Source organism: Kitasatospora sp. NPDC056651, assembly GCF_042792155.1.
Lineage (GTDB): Bacteria > Actinomycetota > Actinomycetes > Streptomycetales > Streptomycetaceae > Kitasatospora.
On record NZ_JBHTWX010000008.1, the window covers coordinates 13,530 to 30,043 of the forward strand.

The 16,514-nt window shown below is 76.0% G+C and carries 16 protein-coding genes; 8 read left to right on the top strand and 8 right to left on the bottom strand.

Features of this window, described 5'->3' with window-relative positions:
* Positions 1-155: 155 nt before the first annotated feature.
* On the top strand, positions 156-830 hold the full coding sequence (locus ACFRAR_RS05730; RefSeq protein WP_380695140.1) for a helix-turn-helix transcriptional regulator: 675 nt from the start codon (positions 156-158) through the stop codon (positions 828-830).
* 10 nt (positions 831-840) lie between these two features.
* Here ACFRAR_RS05730 and ACFRAR_RS05735 read toward each other — a convergent pair whose 3' ends face one another.
* Positions 841-1,644, bottom strand: a complete 804-nt coding sequence (locus ACFRAR_RS05735) for an SAM-dependent methyltransferase (protein ID WP_380695142.1) — start codon at positions 1,642-1,644, stop codon at positions 841-843.
* A 53-nt stretch (positions 1,645-1,697) separates the two neighbouring features.
* Here ACFRAR_RS05735 and ACFRAR_RS05740 point away from each other — a divergent pair, with 53 nt between their 5' ends.
* The 3 genes from ACFRAR_RS05740 (at position 1,698) to ACFRAR_RS05750 (ending at position 4,640) form a co-directional block, all read left to right on the top strand.
* Positions 1,698-2,111, top strand: a complete 414-nt coding sequence (locus ACFRAR_RS05740) for a MarR family winged helix-turn-helix transcriptional regulator (protein WP_380695144.1) — start codon at positions 1,698-1,700, stop codon at positions 2,109-2,111.
* 170 nt (positions 2,112-2,281) lie between these two features.
* A complete protein-coding gene (locus ACFRAR_RS05745) occupies positions 2,282-3,046 on the top strand; it encodes a hypothetical protein (protein ID WP_380695146.1) in 765 nt (254 codons plus the stop codon).
* A gap of 331 nt (positions 3,047-3,377) precedes the next feature.
* Positions 3,378-4,640: an MFS transporter gene (locus tag ACFRAR_RS05750; RefSeq protein ID WP_380695148.1), complete on the top strand. Its 1,263-nt coding sequence runs from the start codon at positions 3,378-3,380 to the stop codon at positions 4,638-4,640.
* 5 nt (positions 4,641-4,645) lie between these two features.
* Here the strand turns inward: ACFRAR_RS05750 and ACFRAR_RS05755 are convergent, their stop codons facing one another.
* The 7 genes from ACFRAR_RS05755 to ACFRAR_RS05785 all read right to left on the bottom strand — a co-directional run bounded on the left by ACFRAR_RS05755 (position 4,646) and on the right by ACFRAR_RS05785 (position 12,320).
* Positions 4,646-5,521 (bottom strand): helix-turn-helix domain-containing protein, encoded by an 876-nt coding sequence (locus ACFRAR_RS05755; RefSeq protein ID WP_380695150.1) that lies wholly within the window; start codon positions 5,519-5,521, stop codon positions 4,646-4,648.
* Positions 5,522-5,626: 105 nt separating this feature from the next.
* Positions 5,627-6,472, bottom strand: coding sequence for a class I SAM-dependent methyltransferase (locus tag ACFRAR_RS05760; protein ID WP_380695152.1), 846 nt, complete (start codon positions 6,470-6,472; stop codon positions 5,627-5,629).
* Entirely contained in the window at positions 6,469-7,968 is a 1,500-nt protein-coding gene (locus tag ACFRAR_RS05765) for a 4-hydroxyphenylacetate 3-hydroxylase family protein (protein WP_380695154.1), read from the bottom strand. The genes ACFRAR_RS05760 and ACFRAR_RS05765 overlap by 4 nt, the downstream gene beginning before the upstream one ends.
* Positions 7,965-8,528 carry a flavin reductase family protein gene (locus ACFRAR_RS05770; RefSeq protein WP_380695156.1) on the bottom strand — a complete coding sequence of 188 codons (564 nt, stop codon included), beginning with the start codon at positions 8,526-8,528 and terminating at the stop codon, positions 7,965-7,967. The genes ACFRAR_RS05765 and ACFRAR_RS05770 overlap by 4 nt, the downstream gene beginning before the upstream one ends.
* On the bottom strand, positions 8,525-10,360 hold the full coding sequence (gene asnB / locus ACFRAR_RS05775; RefSeq protein WP_380695158.1) for an asparagine synthase (glutamine-hydrolyzing): 1,836 nt from the start codon (positions 10,358-10,360) through the stop codon (positions 8,525-8,527). The genes ACFRAR_RS05770 and asnB overlap by 4 nt, the downstream gene beginning before the upstream one ends.
* Before the next feature lies 1 nt (position 10,361).
* Entirely contained in the window at positions 10,362-11,135 is a 774-nt protein-coding gene (locus ACFRAR_RS05780; protein WP_380695160.1) for a hypothetical protein, read from the bottom strand.
* A 276-nt stretch (positions 11,136-11,411) separates the two neighbouring features.
* A complete protein-coding gene (locus tag ACFRAR_RS05785; RefSeq protein ID WP_380695162.1) occupies positions 11,412-12,320 on the bottom strand; it encodes a LuxR C-terminal-related transcriptional regulator in 909 nt (302 codons plus the stop codon).
* 652 nt (positions 12,321-12,972) lie between these two features.
* On the opposite strand from ACFRAR_RS05785, the gene ACFRAR_RS05790 reads away from it, so the two are divergent.
* From ACFRAR_RS05790 to ACFRAR_RS05805, 4 genes are read left to right on the top strand one after another with little or no spacing between them, the layout of a single operon-like run.
* Positions 12,973-13,917: an ABC transporter permease gene (locus ACFRAR_RS05790; protein WP_380695164.1), complete on the top strand. Its 945-nt coding sequence runs from the start codon at positions 12,973-12,975 to the stop codon at positions 13,915-13,917.
* A 1-nt stretch (position 13,918) separates the two neighbouring features.
* Positions 13,919-14,803 carry an ABC transporter permease gene (locus tag ACFRAR_RS05795; RefSeq protein WP_380695166.1) on the top strand — a complete coding sequence of 295 codons (885 nt, stop codon included), beginning with the start codon at positions 13,919-13,921 and terminating at the stop codon, positions 14,801-14,803.
* A complete protein-coding gene (locus tag ACFRAR_RS05800; RefSeq protein WP_380695168.1) occupies positions 14,800-15,582 on the top strand; it encodes an ABC transporter ATP-binding protein in 783 nt (260 codons plus the stop codon). The genes ACFRAR_RS05795 and ACFRAR_RS05800 overlap by 4 nt, the downstream gene beginning before the upstream one ends.
* Positions 15,579-16,448 carry an ABC transporter ATP-binding protein gene (locus ACFRAR_RS05805; protein ID WP_380695170.1) on the top strand — a complete coding sequence of 290 codons (870 nt, stop codon included), beginning with the start codon at positions 15,579-15,581 and terminating at the stop codon, positions 16,446-16,448. The genes ACFRAR_RS05800 and ACFRAR_RS05805 overlap by 4 nt, the downstream gene beginning before the upstream one ends.
* The last annotated feature ends 66 nt before the right edge of the window (positions 16,449-16,514 follow it).

Genomic DNA, 16,514 nt, shown 5'->3' on the forward strand with positions numbered 1-16,514 from the left:
CAGCGGCACAGTTCGGATGTTTCCACTGTGCGCCCACCCGGCGGGGGGTCGAGCGGCGATCACTACATGATTGTGTAGTAGCCGGAGCGTCCGCGGACTTGCCGACGCATCGTCAGCTCCGGTGCGCGCGGGCGCCACGGGGAGGAGGAGCGTACATGCGAACGACCGAGGGGTGCCCCGGGCCCGCGCCGGGCAGTCGGCCCGACGCGGCGGTGATCTGGCGCAATCGGGCGCTGCGGCTGCTGGACCACGTGCAGCTGCCCATCGCGGTGTGCGAGTTCGGCGGCCGCATCCTGATAGTCAACCGTGCGATGGCGGCCGAGTTCGGTGTGCTGCCGGGGCAGTTGCAGGATCGCAGGATCCTGGAGTTCTTCACCCTCGGGGACCGCGCGACGCTCCAGACGCTCACCGAGGCCGTCCGGCTGCACCGCCGTTCGCGGTATCCGGCCAGGGTCTCCTGGACGCCGGTCGACGGCCGCGAACGGCACGGCGAGATGGCCGTCGAGCTGGTCGCCGACACCCCGGAGCAGACCCCGAGCCTGCTGCTCTCGCTGGGGGCCGCGGAGCCCCCCGGCCCCGCGGGCGAGGCCCCGGCGGGCGGCCCGCGGGCCGAGGTCAGCCCGGTCGAGGCCCGCATCCTGGCCGCGGCGGCCCGGGGTGACACCACCGCGCAGATCGCCCGGGAGATCGGCGTCACCACGGACGGGGTCAACTACCACCTGGCCCGGCTCTCCCGCCGCTGGCGCGTGCCCAACCGCACCGCCCTGGTCGCCCGCGCCTACGCCACCGGTGTGCTGGCCGCGGGCGTCTGGCCGCCGCGGCCGGCGTGACGCGACCGGCTCAGGACCGGACGGCCTCGATGAAGGACGTCCCGATGGTCGGGTCCGGAAGCGGGCGCCCGTAGACCTCGCCGAGGTGGACCAGGGTGATGACCTCGGCCTTCCAGCCGTGTTCGTCGAGCCACCGGCTGGTGCCCGGGCCGAGCCCGCCCCGCCACAGCGCGATCATCTCGGCGAGGGCCGGGTCGGCCGGTGTCCGGCTGAGGTCCCGGCCCTGCTCCAGCAGCAGCCGGCTGCCCGGGGCGGCCAGGGCGGCCACCGAGGCGAGCAGGGCGGCCGCCTCCTCGGCGGTGAGGTAGACCAGCAGTCCCTCCGCCAGCCAGGTCGAGGGCCGCGCCGGGTCGAACCCGGCCTCGACCAGCCGGTCGGTCCAGCCCGGGTCCACCAGGTCGGCGGGCAGGGCGGTGCGCTCGGCGCGCGGCACGGCGCCGAGCCCCTCCAGCACCCGTTCCTTGAACTCCAGCACCGGGCCCAGGTCCAGTTCGAACACCCGGGTGCCGGACGGCCAGTCCAGCCGGTGGGCCCGGGCGTCCAGGCCCGCCGCCAGCACGACCACCTGGTCGGCGCCGGCGGCGAGCAGCCGGTCGTCGTAGAAGCGGGTGCGCAGGATGCCGTGCGCCATCAGGATCTTGCCGAGCCTGCTGGGCTGGCCGGAGGGGGCCAACGGCAGACCGGCGGCGGTGACGAACGCGGCGGCGTACGGGTCGACGAACAGCGCGTCGGGGCGGGAGCTCTCGTAGGCCCGCACCCGGGCGACGGCCAGGGCGGTGCGGGAGACCGGGCTGAGTGATTCGGAGGTCGTCATGCCAGGCAACTTACATCGGTACCGATTGATCGGTAAAGATGTACCATTCGGCCATGGACGGCGTGCAACTCCTCAGACTCGGCAAGCGGTTGACCGAACTCGGCCGCGAGCTGATCATCGCCCCGGCGTCCCAGCAGCTCACCCCCGCGGAGATCGCCGTGATCGCGGACGTGTTCCGCCACCCCGCCGCTTCCGCCCAAGAGGTCCGGGTCCGGACCGGCTTCGCCCAGAGCCACGTCTCGGTCTCCGTCGCCCGGCTGCGCGAGCAGGGCCTGCTCGAAGCCGCCCCCGACCCCGACGACGGGCGGCGCACCCTGCTGACCGTCTCCGAGCGGGCCCGGCAGGCCATCCACAGCCACGTCGCCGAGCCCGCCGAGCCGGTCATCGCCAAGGCCGTACCGGACCCGGAGCAGGCGCGCCGGGTCACCGAACTGCTCGACGAGCTGGCCGTCCTGCTGCTGCCCTGACCCCGCCTCGGGCGCCCTCGGAACCGGCCCGCCCGATTTCCACAAGTCGGTGACAAACCGCTCCGGCCACTCCCCCCGCCCCGCCGCCCCCTGCCATCATCCAGGCTGAACACCCCGTAAAGCGCCCAGGGTTGGCCGAAGGAGTGCGATGGACGCGCGGAGCGACACCGATGAGTGAACAGCACGACGCCCCGGGCCCGAGGGACGCGACCCCCGCCCCCGAGACTCCCGCCCCTGAGGCCCCGGCCCCGATACCCCGGCGCTCCGGCACCCGGTCCGCCCTCCGGGCCGTCGTCTCGGCCGCTCTCACACTCGTCCGGGTCCTGGCCGTGGTCGCCGGCCTGTCCGTCGTCGTCCTCGGCTTCCTCCGGTTCGACGACGCCTACGACGAGGCGGTCGCCCACCGCGGCGCCCCGTCCTGCGGCGCCACCGTCACCACCGGCTGCACCCGGCAGGAGACCGGCAGGGTCATCACGATGCACGCCGACGAGAACTCCGATTCCGCCACCTACGAGCTGACCGTCTCCCGCGAGACCGCGCCCACCATCACCTACCACGTGAGCGAGGGCCTCTACCACAGCGAGGAGATCGGCGGCGAGGTCCAACTGACGCTCTGGCAGGGCCGCGTGGTCGCGCTCTCCCACCGGGGCCACCGCTCCGACAACCTGAGCTACCCCTGGGTCACCTCCCTCGCCGTGGGCTGCCTGGTCGGCGCGGGCACCGTGCTCGGCGTCTACGGCGCGCTCGGACGCCGGCTCACCGGCCGGGCGGTCCCGCTCCTCGCCCTCCCCGTCTTCGCCCTCCTCACCCTCCCGGTCGGCGCCTTCCTGCTCGCCCTCGGCTGGCACTACGCCGTCGTCCTGGCCGTCGCGGTCTTCGGCTGGCTGCTCCTGACCACCATCGCCGTCGGGGTGTCCTGGGACGATCCGATCTGACGGCGGGCGGCCCGCCCTGACCTCGGGGCCCCTTCAACCCACGGCCCCGTCCGGTTCCCCGTCCGTACCGGCCGCCCTGCCGCGCTTCCGCGCCGGGGACCCGGGGAAAGCGACGGCGGGAACCCGGGAGTGCGCCCGGAACCGCGGCAGCCTGTGAGCCGGAGTCACAGGATCACCGCCTGTCTGGCTGGGCGTCGGGCCGGTCCGCAGGATGGCGGCATCGGACTTCCTGTCAGCCTTCGCGGCCGCGAGGCCCTCCCCCGTCCGAGGGCCCGGCGCCCACCGTCCGATGGCCCGGCCGCGCCCTGGTACGAGAAAGTGGTACTTCGCCGTGAGCAGCATCTCCGACCCGCCCGCGCCCGACCGGACCGAGGACGTCCCGCCGCTGGACGCGTCGGCGCGGGGCTTCGACCGGTGGCGCTACGCCGGGGTCTTCCTCCTCCTGTTCCTGTTCGGCACCGAGACCTTCCTGGTGTCGCCGCTGCTGCCGACCATCGCGGACTCGATCCACACCACCGAGGCGGCCGCCGCCTCCAGCGTCACCGCCTACGTGCTGGTGTACGCCGTCGCGGCGCCCTTCCTCGGCCTGCTGAGCGACCGGCTGGGCCGCCGCCGCACACTCGTCGCGGGCAGCCTGCTGTTCGTGCTGTCCAACGCGGCGGCGGCGCTGTCCACCGGGCTGACCCTGCTGGTGGTCTCCCGCGCGGTGGCCGGGCTGGCGGCGGCCGCGGCCGGGCCGGCGATCTGGGCGCACATCGCCGAGACCGCGCCCGACGCGGTGCGCGGGCGGGCGCTGGGCCTCGGCATGGCGCTGTTCTCCTGCGGCCAGGTGATCGGGGTGCCGCTCGGCGCCTTCCTGGCCGGGCTGGCGGGCTGGCGCTCGGCGTTCTGGGCGCTGGCCGTCGGCACCGCCGCCGCCGTGCCGCTGCTGCTGCGCCAGGTCCGGGCCCGTAGCGCCGAACCGGCCGCGGCGCGGGTGGGGGCCGTCCGGGCGATCCTGGCGGGCTGGGCCGATCCCACGCTGCGCCGCGCCCTGCTCGTCAACACCGTCTTCAACGCCGCCAACCTCGGCGCCTACACCTTTCTGGGCGCGGTGCTGGTGCAGCGCTTCGACCTCTCGGTGCAGGCGCTCGGCCTGGTCGGCGTGCTGGTCGGCGCCGGCAGCATCGCCGGCTCCCTGGCGGGCGGGCGGCTGGGCGACCGGGCCAGGACGGCGGGGCGCTCGGACCTGCCGCTGCTGCCGCTGTGGGGCGTGCTGCTCGCGGTGGGCGTGGCGCTGGCGGCCGAGGGGCCGGGTCTGGTGCTCGCCCTGGCCGGGGTGACCCTGTGGTTCGTGGCCTCCGGCGGCTTCGTGACGGACCAGCAGACGCTGGCCGGCACCATCGCCCCCGAGCTGCGCGCGACCTCCAGCGCCTGGCTGACCTCGACCATGTACGCGGGCACCGGGCTCGGCGCCTGGGCGGTGGGCTCGTTCGGGGACGTCGTGGACGGCACCCTGCTGATCGGCACCGGGCTCGCGGTGGCGGCCGCGCTCGGCGCCCTGGTGGTCAGCCTGGGGCTGCGCCGGGCCGCCGAGCGCACGGTGGCCCGATAGCCGGGTCAGCCGACCCGGCGCCCCTCCTCCACGCCGCCGACCGCGCGCAACGGATGCTCGACCAGTTCGGTCATCCGCGCCCGGTCGGCGGCGTCGGCCGGGGTGAACAGCAGCACCGTCGCGGAGGGGTCGTCCACCGGGTGGAAGGACGACAGCGTCAGCCGGACCGGGCCGAGCCCGGCCGGCTCGACGGTGACGGTACGGACGGTCAGCTCCGCCACCGAGTGGCACCCCCACCAGTGGCGGAGCTCCGGCGCGTCCGCGTCCAGGTGGCGGTAGACCTCGCCGGTGCGGGGCTCGGCCAGGGCGGGCCCCGCCTGGGCGCGGAAGTGCTGGAAGACGTTCATGGCGAGCGGTTCCCAGTCCCGCAGCACCGCGCGCACCCGCCGGTCGGCGGCCATCACCCACATCAGGTTGCGGCGGTCGGCGGGCAGCACCTCGGGGGCGCCCCAGAGCGCCGCCCAGGCGGCGTTCCAGCCGCGCAGGTCGAAGTGGCGGTCCAGCAGGACGGCCGGGCTGGTGGGCCAGGAGTCGAGGACCGGCCGGATGGCCTCGGCGATCCGGTCGGTGCCCGCCGGGCCGACGGCCGGGGCGGGCTCGTGGAAGCCGGCCAGCCGCAGCGCGTGCCGCAGGCCCGCGTCGTCCAGTCGCAGCACCCGGGCGATCGCCTCCAGCACCTGCCGGGAGGCGGCGACCCGCCCCTGCTCGACCCAGGTGTACCAGGCGAGGCCGACCCCGGAGAGCGAGGCGACCTCCTCGCGGCGCAGCCCGGGGGTGCGGCGGCGGGTGGTCGCGGTGAGGCCGACGTCGGCGGGCTTGAGGAGTTCTCGGTGGGCGCGCAGGAAGGCGCCGAGTTCCCGTCCGGCGGGGTGGGTTGACACGGTGGGGCTCCTCGGCCGTGATCGGTGCGGTGGTTCGGTGGCTGCCCCCAGCGTAGGGGCAGCCCGCCGCTCGTCCCAGGGATGAGCGGCGGGCTACACACGCTGTTAACGGGACGTCAGCGTCCAGAGCCGCACGGGCATGTGGCTGACGTGTCCGCGCTCGGTCTGCCGGCGCCAGGCGCTCTCGCCGACGGCGCGGAAGAACGCGGCCCGCCGCTCGGCCGGCACCAGGCGGCTGTAGTAGTCGCCGAAGGTGGCGGCGTGGAAGTGCTCGTACTGCGCGGCGCCGTCGACGGTGACGACGGCGTCGCGCTCCAGGTGGCCCGCCACCCGCAGGTGCCGGCCGATCACCTCGGCGAGGTCCTCGACGGTCCTGGTGCGGGTCGCGATCGGCAGCACGTCCGCGCGGGCGAGGAGGCCGGGCACCTCCTCGTACGGGGTGCCGAGGGCGACCAGGGCGTCCCGGACCAGTTCGTCCTCGCCGCCGAGGCCGTGGGCGTCCCTGGCGGGGTGGTAGGTGGTCAGCAGGAAGCTGCCGCCGGGGGCGAGGTGGGCGGCGGCCCAGGCGAAGATCCGCTCCTCCCACGGGTACAGCCAGTGCAGCACCGAGGTCTGGGTGATCACGTCGGCCCGCAGCGGCAGCGGCTCGGGCGCGGTGAGGTCGGCCGGGTGCAGGGAGACCCGCTCGCCGTACGGCTGGAGCCGGACGGCGGCCTCGGCGAGGCGGTGCTCGGAGCGCTCCAGGCCGACGGCGTGCCGCAGGGTGGGGAACCGCTCCAGGGCGGCCTGGAGCAGCTGGCCGATGCCGCTGCCGAGGTCGATCAGGGTCCCGGGTTCGCCGGTGACCTGGTCGAGTGCCCAGTCGCGGTCCTGGACCTGGCGCAGCCGGCTGGCGTCGGCGTACCCGGCGAGGGTACTGGCCTGGATCTCCACGGCGGAGGCGGCGGTCACTTCTGGTTCTCCTCGGCGTCGGCGGGCCGGTCCACCAGGCGCAGCAGGCGCTCGCGGGCCCCGCTCTGGTCGTACCGCTTGAAGATGTTGATCCGGTTGCGCGCGAGGTCGCCCCGGTGCACGTACTCGTAGAGGTCCTGGCGCTGGCCGAAGCCGTCGCCGGTGAGCTCCCAGGCGATCCGGAACAGCCGGGACTTGCGCTCGGCGTCGATGTCGCGGCCGCGCATGTAGCGGTCCAGGTGCGGGCGCAGCCGGGGGTTGGCCAGGTCGGCGGCGGTGGGCTGGATGAGCAGCCCCGAGGCGCCGATCCGGCGGACGATCTCGACGGCGCTGCCGGCCACCTCGGCGGACCAGACCCGGGAGGCGGCGGTGTCGCCGGGGGCGAACAGGCCGCCGTCGGTCAGGGCGCCGCGGGTCTCGGCGGCGTCCAGGAAGTACTCGGTCAGCTCGGCGTACCCGGCGAGGCGTCCGAGGTCCTCCTGGATGTTGCGGAAGCCGTCCACCCCGATCGACTCGGCGACGAGGGTGGCGGTGGCGAGCAGTGTGCGCAGCCGCTCGCGGTAGCGGATGTGGCCGACGTAGGCGCTCCAGGCGTTGATCCGGCCGAGGCCGAGCCGGGCGAGGGCGGCGTCGCGCAGCAGGAAGACGCGTTCCCAGGGCACCAGGACGTCGTCGAAGAAGAGCATCGCGTCCTGCTCGTCGTAACGCGCGCCGAGCGGGTGGGCATGGCCCCAGGGGGCGCTGCCGAGCGGCTCGCGGGCGAGCGTGACCAGTCCGGGGGTGTTGAGCGGCAGGGCGAACCAGGTCACGAACTGCTCGCCGCGGCCCTCGGTGAAGGAGGCGGAGAGGTAGACCAGCACCTCGTGGGCGAGCGGGGCGAGGGTGGTGAGCTGCTTGGCGCCGCGCACCACGATGCCCCGGTCGTTCTCCTCGATGACGCGCAGGGCGAGGTCAGGGTCGTCCAGCGGGTTGGCGGAGCGGTCGATCTGCGGGTCGCCGAGGGCGTGCGAGAGGACCAGGTCGTTGGTGGCGCAGTGGCGGTACCAGGCCTCGGCGTTGGCGCCGAAGCGCGGGTCGGCTCCGGCCAGCCGGTGCCGGAAGTCGTAGACGCCGACGGCTATCGAGGCCATGAAGGCGGGCGAGCGGCCCTGCTGGCCGAGGGCTTCGGCGTGCCAGAACTCGGCGCTGCGGCGCTGGAGGCGCAGGTCGTCGAGGGTGTGCGGGGGCTGGTAGGCGCGGGCCAGCCGCAGGCCGCTGTCCGGGTCCTGCCAGGTGAGCAGGTCGCGGTGGTCGGGGTCGTGCTGGAGGTCGAGCAGGCGGGCCAGTTCGTCGACGGCCGGGCTGAACGCGGGGTGGTCGGCGGGGTTCGCGATCCGCCGGCCGTCGAGGTAGAGCTCGCGTCCGTCGTCGAGTTCGGCCCGGTAGCGGTCGCCGGTCAGCAGGCCTCGGGCGGTGGCGGGCGCGCCGCGACCGGTGGCGGTGTCCAACAGTGTCATGCGCCAACTCCGGTGGTGGTGAGGGGTGTCGGGGCCAGTGCGCGGTACTGGCCGTCGTGGTAGAGCAGGGGTGTGCCGGTGCCGCGGGCCGCGGCGGCGACCCGGCCGACCAGGATGGTGTGGTCCCCGCCGGGCAGGGCCGCGTGCAGCCGGCAGTCGAACCAGGCCAGGGCATCCTCGACGAGCGGGGAGCCGGTGGCGGCGGTGCGGGTCGGCAGGGCGGCGAAGGCGCCGGGCGCGCGCCCGGCCCCGGGGGCGGCGAACCGCCGGGCCAGGTCCTCCTGGTGGGCCGTCAGGACGGACAGGCCGAAGCGTCCGGCGGCCCGGACGGCGGCCACCAGCGGGCTGCGCCCGCCGATCGCGACGGTGACCAGCGGCGGGTCGAGGGAGAGGGTGCTGAAGGAGGAGACGGTCTTGGCGAAGACCTCCTCGCCCGCCCGGGTGGTGACCAGGGCGACCCCGCTGGTCCAGCCGCGGGAGGCGGCCCGGAAGTCGTCCGCGCTCGCCTGCGCGTCGGGGGTGGCCTGGGTGTCGGGCAGGGCCGGTGCGGCGCCGCTCATCGCAGCCCCACCCGGTAGGCGCGCAGCCACTCGTCGACCTGGACCAGGTGGTCGAGGCCGCCGACCGGGTTCGGCGCGGTGCGCGGGCTGGGCAGCGGGCGGCCCTCGGCGAGCAGCCGGCGGACCAGCTCGCGGTCCACCAGTTCGAAGACCGGGGCGTTCGGGTCGGCCAGCAGCTCGTGGGCCCGCGCGGTCAGCACCTCGGTGTAGCGGACGGCGGGGGTGGACGGGTAGCCGCTCTTGGGCCGGTCGGTGACCTGCGGCGGGAGGAGGTCCCGGACGGCGTCGCGGAGCAGCCCCTTGGCCCGTCCGTCCGGCGCCTTGAGCGCCCAGGGGACGTTCCACAGGTACTCCACCAGGCGGTGGTCGCAGAACGGCACCCGTACCTCCAGTCCGACCGACATGGACACCCGGTCCACCCGGTCCAGCAGCGGGGGCAGCCAGCGGGTGATCGCCAGGTGGAAGACCTCGCGCACCCGCGCGTCGGCGGCCGACTCGCCGGGCAGGCGCGGCACTTCGCCGAGCGAGCGGTGGTACGCGGCGGCGGTGTACTCCTCGGGGCGCACCTCGGCCCGGACGTCCGGGCGCAGCAGGTCCGCCGGGGTGGCCCGGCCGTGCAGCCAGGGGAAGGTCGGGGCGGCGAGGGCCTGGGCGTCGTGGAAGTACGGGTAGCCGCCGAAGATCTCGTCGGCGGCCTCGCCGGACAGCGCGACGGTGGAGCGCCGCCGCACCTCGCGGAAGAGCAGGTGCAGGGAGGCGTCCATCTCGCCCCATCCGGGGCGGTCGCGGGCGCGCAGGACGGCGTCCCGGGCGTCCAGCAGGTCGTCGTCGGGCACCAGGACGGTGGTGTGCAGGGTGCCGATGTGCTCGGCGGCGGCCGCCACGTAGGGGGCGTCGCGGGTGGTGCGCCAGGCGTCCGGGGTGCGCTCGGCGCTGCCGGGGAAGTCGACCGAGAAGCTGGTGACCTTCCCCTGGCCGGCCCGTTCCCGGGCGGCGGCGGCCAGGGCGGTGACGGCGCTGGAGTCGACGCCGCCGGAGAGCAGGGTGCACAGCGGCACGTCGCTGATCAGCTGGCGTTCGACGGCGTCGGCGAGCAGTTCCCGGACGGTGCGCCGGGTGGTCGCGGCGTCGTCCCGGTGCTCGGCGGACTCCAGCCGCCAGTACCGGACATCCCGGGTGGCGGCGCGGCCGACGACCAGCAGGTGGCCGGGCCGGACCTCGTGGAGGCCGCGGAAGATCCCGTGGCCGGCGCTCGGCGCGGCGGGCAGCGCGAACAGTTCGGCGATGCCCTCGGTGTCCAGTTCGGCGCGGAACAGCGGGTTGGCGAGCACGGCCTTCGGCTCGGAGCCGAACAGCACGCCGCTGCGGTGGGCGTGCCAGTAGAGCGGCTTGATGCCCAGGTGGTCGCGCACCAGCAGCAGTTCCTCGCGCCGGGCGTCCCACAGGGCGTAGGCGAAGATGCCGTTGAACCTGGTGGGTGCGGACCTGCCCCACTGGAGGTGTGCGCGCAGCACCACCTCGGTGTCCGAGCGGGTGCGGAAGGTGTGGCCGAGGGCCTCCAGTTCGGTGCGCAGCTCGCGGTGGTTGTAGAGCTCGCCGTTGTAGCCGAGGACGGCCGCGGGGTCGGTTCCGGGGCGGTCGGCGAGCGGCTGGACGCCGCCGTCGAGGTCGATCACGGAGAGCCGGCGGTGGCCGAGGGCGGCGTGCCGGGAGAGCCAGACGCCGTCGGCGTCCGGGCCGCGGCAGGCCAGGGTGGCGGTCATCTCCCGGACGGTCCCGGCCTGGTGGAGCAGGTCGGTGTCCCAGTCGATCCAGCCGGTGATGCCGCACATGTCAGGACTCCCCGGGTTCGTCGGTGGCGGTGGCCGCGGCCGGGCCGGGCGCGGCGCTGGACTCCCAGCGGCAGCCGTGGCCGGTCGGGCCCTGGGTCAGGCGGTGCGCGGGCCGGTAGCCCTTGGCGCGGATGTTGGCGGACAGCGCCTCGGTGCAGTAGGTGCAGGGCGAGGCGAGGGTCAGCCGGACGCCCGAGCGGCGGGCCTTCTCGCGGTAGTCCCAGATCGCGCAGTGCGTGATGGTGAGCGCCGCGTACTCCGGGCCGGATGCCGATTCCTCGTCGAACTCGTAGTCCGAGCCGTACAGTTCGGCCTGCCGGGCGATCCGGTGGATCGGGTCGGCGGCGCCCCGGCCGTGGTCGGGCTCGACCTCGCGGTGCACCTCGGCGTTGGAGCGGGCCCAGTCGGCGAGCACCTTCTCGCCGTGGCGCAGCACGAGGAACCGCTCCATCAGCGCCTGGTCGCGGAAGAACACCCGCTGCCACTCGACGGCCGGGGCGTCCGGCTCGGGCAGGTCGGCGAACAGCTCGGACTGGAGGACGAACCAGTCGGTGAGGTGCAGTTCGTCGCCGCGCGACACCAGGTACCGGGTCAGGCCCGCCTCGGCCTCGTGCAGCCGCTGCCGCCAGAGCGCGGACCGCTCGGCGTCCGACATCGCGCGGTACGGGGACCTCGGCTGCGCCGGGCCCGGGGCCGGTCGGCTCCCGGCGGCCAGCACCGCCGTGCGCGTGCCGGGGTCGGTCGGAGCGCCGGCCCTGTCGGACACACCCCCCATCGGGTCATCTCCCTTCGGCTGAACGGCCCGTGGGACCGTCGTGTCGTCGTCGTACCGCCACGCTACGAACCGGGCCGAGGGGCCCGGTAGCCCCGAAAGGCGCCGGTCAGGGCGCCGATCGTCGCCGTGCGGATGCTCCGAAGGTCGCCCTGCGCCGGGCGGCCGGTGGAACGGCCCCGGGCCTGCCCGCGGGCACGACGAAGGGCGGGCCCCGCGTCCTGCGGGACCCGCCCTGGGGGCGGTGCGTCGGGCCGTGCCGGATCCGGAGGGGAGGACCTACCCGGCGAGCCCGTGCCGGTGGGCGTAGAGCGCGGCACGCAGCCGGTCGGGCTGCCCGATCTTGCGCATCGCCTGGGTGAGGTGCTTCTTGACGGTGGCCTCGGCCAGCGCGAGTTCGCGCCCGATCTCGGCGTTGCTCAGCCCCTGGCCGAGCTTGACCAGCACCTCCCGCTCGCGCCCGGTCAGCCCGGCCTGCTGCGGCGGCGGCTCGCCGAGGTGCCGGGCGGGGGCCGCCGCGTGGATCCGGGCGGGCGGCGGGGCCGGCAGGAACACCGAGCCACCGGCCGCCGCGAGCTGGACGGCACCGATGATCCGCTCGCCGGCCAGGTCGAGCGGGAAGCACCCGCCGGCTCCGGCCAGCAGCATCCGGCTCGCCTCCGCGGTCGACTCGGCCCGCCGCAGCAGCAGCACCCGGGCGCCGGGCGCCCCGTCGGGCCCGCGCAGCGCCACCACGGCCGCCAGGTCCTCCTCCAGGTCCGTGCCGCAGCCGAGCAGGATGACGTCCGGGGCGGTCCGGCGCACCGCGGCGACGGCGCGCAGCGGATCGCCGGTGGAGCCGACCACCGTCAGTCCGGGCGCGGTGGCCAGCACGCTGCGCAGCCCGGCGCTGGCCACCGAGTGCCGTTCGACCAGGAACACCCGGGCGGACGCGGTGCGGTCGCCTTCCCCGTCCACGCACATCGGGTGGCCGCAGGCGCAGTCGTCGTGGGCCCGGCCCGCGGGGGGCGGTGCTGGTTCGGCGAGCAGCTGGTGCCCGGCGATCAGGTCGAGCGGATTGTCGATCTCGGCCTGCGGCGGCGTCGGCGCGGTGGCCGGGGCGTCCCCCGGGCCGGTGCCGCCGCAGGCACCGCGGCGGCCGGGGTGCCGGCGGCCGCGCGGGCCGGCGAAGGTGGTCACTGTTGCCATCGGGCACCTCCGGTGACGGAGGCGGGGCGTCTGCGATCGGACATGGCGGTGCGGTCCCCCTAGTCGGCGGCCGTGTTCGGCCCCCTGGACGCGTGCTGCTGTGACGGGGATGCGCCGGGACGCGCACGGGCGTCGGGGCGGATCCGGGAGAGGAGGGAGGGAACGCCGACCGCGGCGGGTGTGGACCGGGGCGGTCAGCGCGTCGCGCGCGGTCGACAGGACTCGTCGAAACACCTGCGGTGCCACGAGCCGCCGATCCCGACCAGGGTGAAGTCGGTCCGCCGAATAGCCATGCCGCGAACCCTAGGTCCGGTCCCTTGTGCAGGTCAAGGACGGGACCGGGCCCCGGCGGCCCGGGCAGCGGCACTACGGCCACCGCGGATGCTGTGACCGGAAGTAACAGCATCAGGAGCTGACTGGCTGTCCGGGCCGTGTGTCCGCAACGCTCCTCCAAGTGGGCCGCCGCCGTCGCGGCGGTTCCCGGCGCACCCGTGACGGCCCCGCCCGATCACTCCGAATCCCCTGCCGCCAGGCCGAGATGACGCCCGGTCCCCCCTCCCGCCCCGTCCCGAAGGAGCAGCACAGCCATGCCCGCCCCGCCCCACCGGCCCGCCGCCGGCCCGCCCGGCGCCCCGCTCCGGAGGGCCGGCGGATGACCCGGTTCCTGCTGCGCCGGCTCCTGCTGGCCGTTCCCACGCTGCTGGGCGTCACCGCCGTCGTCTTCGCCACCGTCGCGCTCGTCCCCGGCGATCCGGTCACCGCCTTCCTCGGCCCGGGCGCGCCGCCGGAGGCCCGCGCGGAGCTGACCGAACGGCTCGGCCTGGACCAGCCGTTGCCCGTGCGCTACGCCGACTGGCTCGGCCGGGCACTCACCGGCGACCTCGGCACCTCCGTCTCGGGCCAGCGCCCCGTCACCGACCTGCTGTTCCCCGCGCTCGGCCAGACACTCACCCTGACCGCCGCCGCGTTCCTGCTGGTGCTGACCGGCGGGGTGGCCCTCGGCGCGCTCGGCGCGCTGCGCCCGCGCGGCCCCGGCGGGCGGATCTCCGGTGCCCTGTCCACCCTCGCGGTGTCCGCCCCGCAGTACTCGGTCGCCCTGCTGCTGATCGCCGTGTTCGCGGTCGGGCTGCGCTGGTTCCCGGCCGGCGGCACCCACGACGTGTTCGGCTCCGGCGGTCCCGCCGACCTGGCCCGGCACCTGGTGCTGCCGGCCGTCGCCGCCGCGCTCGTGCCGCTCGGGCTCACCGCCCGGGTGTTCCGGGCCGCGCTGGGCACCGTCCTGGCCGGCGAGCTCGCCGACTCGCTGCGCGCCCGCGGCCTGCGCCCGGCCGCCGTGCTGCGGCACTGCGTGCACAACGCCTCGCCCGCGCTGCTGACCATCGGCGGCCTGCAACTCACCTACCTGCTGGAGGGGGTGGTCTTCGTGGAGACCCTGTTCGCCTGGCCCGGCATCGGCCGGCTGCTGTACGACGCCCTCACCTCGCGCGACCTGCCGCTGGTGCAGGGCGGGGTGCTGGTGGTGGCGGTGGCGTTCGTCGGCGTCAACATCCTGGTGGACGCGACGCACGCGGCGATCGACCCGAGAGTGCGGGCCTGACATGACCTCACGCCCGTGGCTCGGCCGCAACCTCGGCCTGATCGTCCCCGCCGCCCTCGCCGCGCTGCTGCTCTTGCTCGCCCTCGCCGCCCCGCTGGTCGCCCCGTACGACCCGGCCGCCGGGCGGCTCGCGGACCGGCTGCTCGACCCGGGCAGCCCCGGCCACCCGCTCGGCACCGACGGGCAGGGCCGCGACCTGCTGAGCCGGCTGATCTGGGCCGGACGCGCCTCGCTCACCGGCGGGCTGGTGCCGGTCACCGTCGCCACCGCGGCCGGCACGCTGCTCGGCATCGCCGCCGGGCTCGGCGGCCCGGTCACCGAGCAGGCCCTGCTGCGCACGCTGGACGTGCTCTACGCCTTCCCCGGGGTGCTGCTGGCGATCGCCGTCGCCTCGCTGCTCACCCCCGGCCTGGGCGCGACCGTGCTCGCGCTGTCCGTGGTGCTCACCCCGGCGGTCGCCCGGGTCGCGTTCACCGAGACCCGGCGCATCCGCGGCTCCGAGTACCTGGAGGCCGCCCGGGTCAGCGGCGCCGGCTGGGGCGCGCTGGTGCTCCGGCAGGTCGCCCCCGTGGTGGCGCCGGTGGTGCTGGTGTACGCCTCCTCGCTGGTCGGGCTCGCCGTGGTGTACGCCGCCGGGCTGTCCTTCCTCGGGCTGGGCGTCGCACCGCCGGCCGCCGAGTGGGGCGCGATGCTGGACGAGCTGCGGCCCGCGCTGTTCACCCACCCCTGGGTGGCGGTGCTGCCCGCCCTGGTCATCCTCGCCGTGTCGGTCGTGTTCAACACCCTCGGCGAGGCGCTGCGCACCCGCGTCGGCGACACCGCCGCCCAGCTGCCGCACGCCACCCCGGCCACGGCGGGACGAGCCGCGAAGCGGGTGGAGCGATGAGCGCGCTGCTGGAGATCGACGGCCTGGCCGTCGAGTACCCCGGAGGCGTCCGGGCCGTCGACGGGGTCACCCTCACCCTGCGGGCCGGCGGCGCCCTGGTGCTGCTCGGCGAGTCCGGCAGCGGCAAGACCACCGTCGCCCGGACGGTGCTCGGCCTGCCCGGCCGCGGCGCCGCCGTCGACGGGGCCGTCCGCCTCGCCGGGACGGACCTGCGGGCCCTGGACGAGCGCGCGCTCTGCGACGTGCGCGGTCGGCGCGTCGGCTACGTGCCGCAGGACCCGAGCACCTCGCTCGACCCGCTGCGCCGGATCGGCGCCCAGCTCGCCGAGGTGCTGCGCCGGCACGGGATCGCCGACGGCCGCCGGGCCGCCCGCGCCGCCGTCCCGGGGCTGCTGGAGACCGCCGGCGTCCCCGACCCGGAGCGGGTCGCCCGGGCGTACCCGCACGAGCTCTCCGGCGGCCTGCGCCAGCGCGCCGCGATCGCCCTGGCGATCTGCTGCGGCCCGGAGCTGCTGATCGCCGACGAGCCGACGACGGCGCTGGACGCGCTGGTCCGCGGCCGGATCCTGGACCTGTTCGCCACCCTGCGCGCCGACTGCGGCATCGCGCTGCTGCTGGTCACCCACGACCTCGCGGTGGCCCGCCGGATCGGCGGCACGGTGGCCGTCATGCGGGGCGGGCGGATCGTCGAACTGGGCCCCGCCGAGCGGGTGCTCGGCGAGCCCGACCACGCCTTCACCGCCGCCCTGGTGGCCGCCGAACCGGGAGCCCGCCGATGAGCACCGATCCCCGCACCACGACCGACCGGCGGGCCGCGACCGACCGGCGGGCCGCGACCGACCGGCGGGCCGCGAAGGACCGGCACACCGCCCCGGAGGCCGGCCCGCCGCTGCTCGTCCTGGACGCCGTCGGCAAGCGCTACGGCGACCGCACCGCGCTGGACGGCGTCAGCCTCACCCTCGCGCCCGGCGAGACCCTCGGCCTGGTCGGCGAGTCCGGCTCCGGCAAGTCCACCCTGGCCCGCCTCGCCCTCGGGCTGCTCGCCCCCGACTCCGGCGAGGTCCGCTTCGACGGCCGCGACCCGTACCGGCTGCGCGGGCGCGCCGACCGCGCGCTGCGGGGCCGGCTCCAGTTCGTCCCGCAGCACCCGCGCGGCTCGCTCAATCCGAGCCTGCGGGCCGGGGAGGCGGTCGCCTTCGCACTGCGGCTGCACGGCACCCCGCGCGCCGAGCGCCCGGCGGCCGTCGCCCGGCTCTTCGCCCAGGTCGGGCTGGAGCCCGCGCTCGCCGCCCGCTACCCGCGCGAGCTGTCCGGCGGGCAGCTCCAGCGGGTGGCCGTCGCCCGGGCCCTGGCCACCGGGCCCGACCTGCTGGTCTGCGACGAGCCGACCTCCGCCCTGGACCGCGCCGTGCAGGCCCGGCTGCTCGACCTCCTCACCGACCTGCGCGAACGCACCGGCCTGGCCTACCTGTTCATCTCCCACGACCTCGCCGTGGTCCGCCACCTCGCCCACCGGGTGCTGGTGCTGCGGCACGGCCGGGTGGTCGAGCAGGGCCCGGCCGACCGCCTCTGGGACTCCCCCGAGCACCCGTACACCCGGGCCCTGCTCGAAGCCGCCACCGGCGCCGTCCGGTCCGCGCGCTGACGGCCGCCCCGCACTCCGTACCACCGAAGCACCACAGAAGCACCACCGAACCGACGAGGAATCACC

Bases quoted from the DNA above. Each gene is read 5' to 3' on its own strand.
- ACFRAR_RS05730 (WP_380695140.1), top strand. From the start codon at position 156: ATGCGAACGACCGAGGGGTGCCCCGGGCCCGCGCCGGGCAGTCGGCCC.
- ACFRAR_RS05735 (WP_380695142.1), bottom strand. From the start codon at position 1,644: ATGACGACCTCCGAATCACTCAGCCCGGTCTCCCGCACCGCCCTGGCC.
- ACFRAR_RS05740 (WP_380695144.1), top strand. From the start codon at position 1,698: ATGGACGGCGTGCAACTCCTCAGACTCGGCAAGCGGTTGACCGAACTC.
- ACFRAR_RS05745 (WP_380695146.1), top strand. From the start codon at position 2,282: ATGAGTGAACAGCACGACGCCCCGGGCCCGAGGGACGCGACCCCCGCC.
- ACFRAR_RS05765 (WP_380695154.1), bottom strand. From the start codon at position 7,968: ATGACACTGTTGGACACCGCCACCGGTCGCGGCGCGCCCGCCACCGCC.
- ACFRAR_RS05770 (WP_380695156.1), bottom strand. From the start codon at position 8,528: ATGAGCGGCGCCGCACCGGCCCTGCCCGACACCCAGGCCACCCCCGAC.
- asnB (WP_380695158.1), bottom strand. From the start codon at position 10,360: ATGTGCGGCATCACCGGCTGGATCGACTGGGACACCGACCTGCTCCAC.
- ACFRAR_RS05780 (WP_380695160.1), bottom strand. From the start codon at position 11,135: ATGGGGGGTGTGTCCGACAGGGCCGGCGCTCCGACCGACCCCGGCACG.
- ACFRAR_RS05785 (WP_380695162.1), bottom strand. From the start codon at position 12,320: ATGGCAACAGTGACCACCTTCGCCGGCCCGCGCGGCCGCCGGCACCCC.
- ACFRAR_RS05790 (WP_380695164.1), top strand. From the start codon at position 12,973: ATGACCCGGTTCCTGCTGCGCCGGCTCCTGCTGGCCGTTCCCACGCTG.
- ACFRAR_RS05795 (WP_380695166.1), top strand. From the start codon at position 13,919: ATGACCTCACGCCCGTGGCTCGGCCGCAACCTCGGCCTGATCGTCCCC.
- ACFRAR_RS05800 (WP_380695168.1), top strand. From the start codon at position 14,800: ATGAGCGCGCTGCTGGAGATCGACGGCCTGGCCGTCGAGTACCCCGGA.
- ACFRAR_RS05805 (WP_380695170.1), top strand. From the start codon at position 15,579: ATGAGCACCGATCCCCGCACCACGACCGACCGGCGGGCCGCGACCGAC.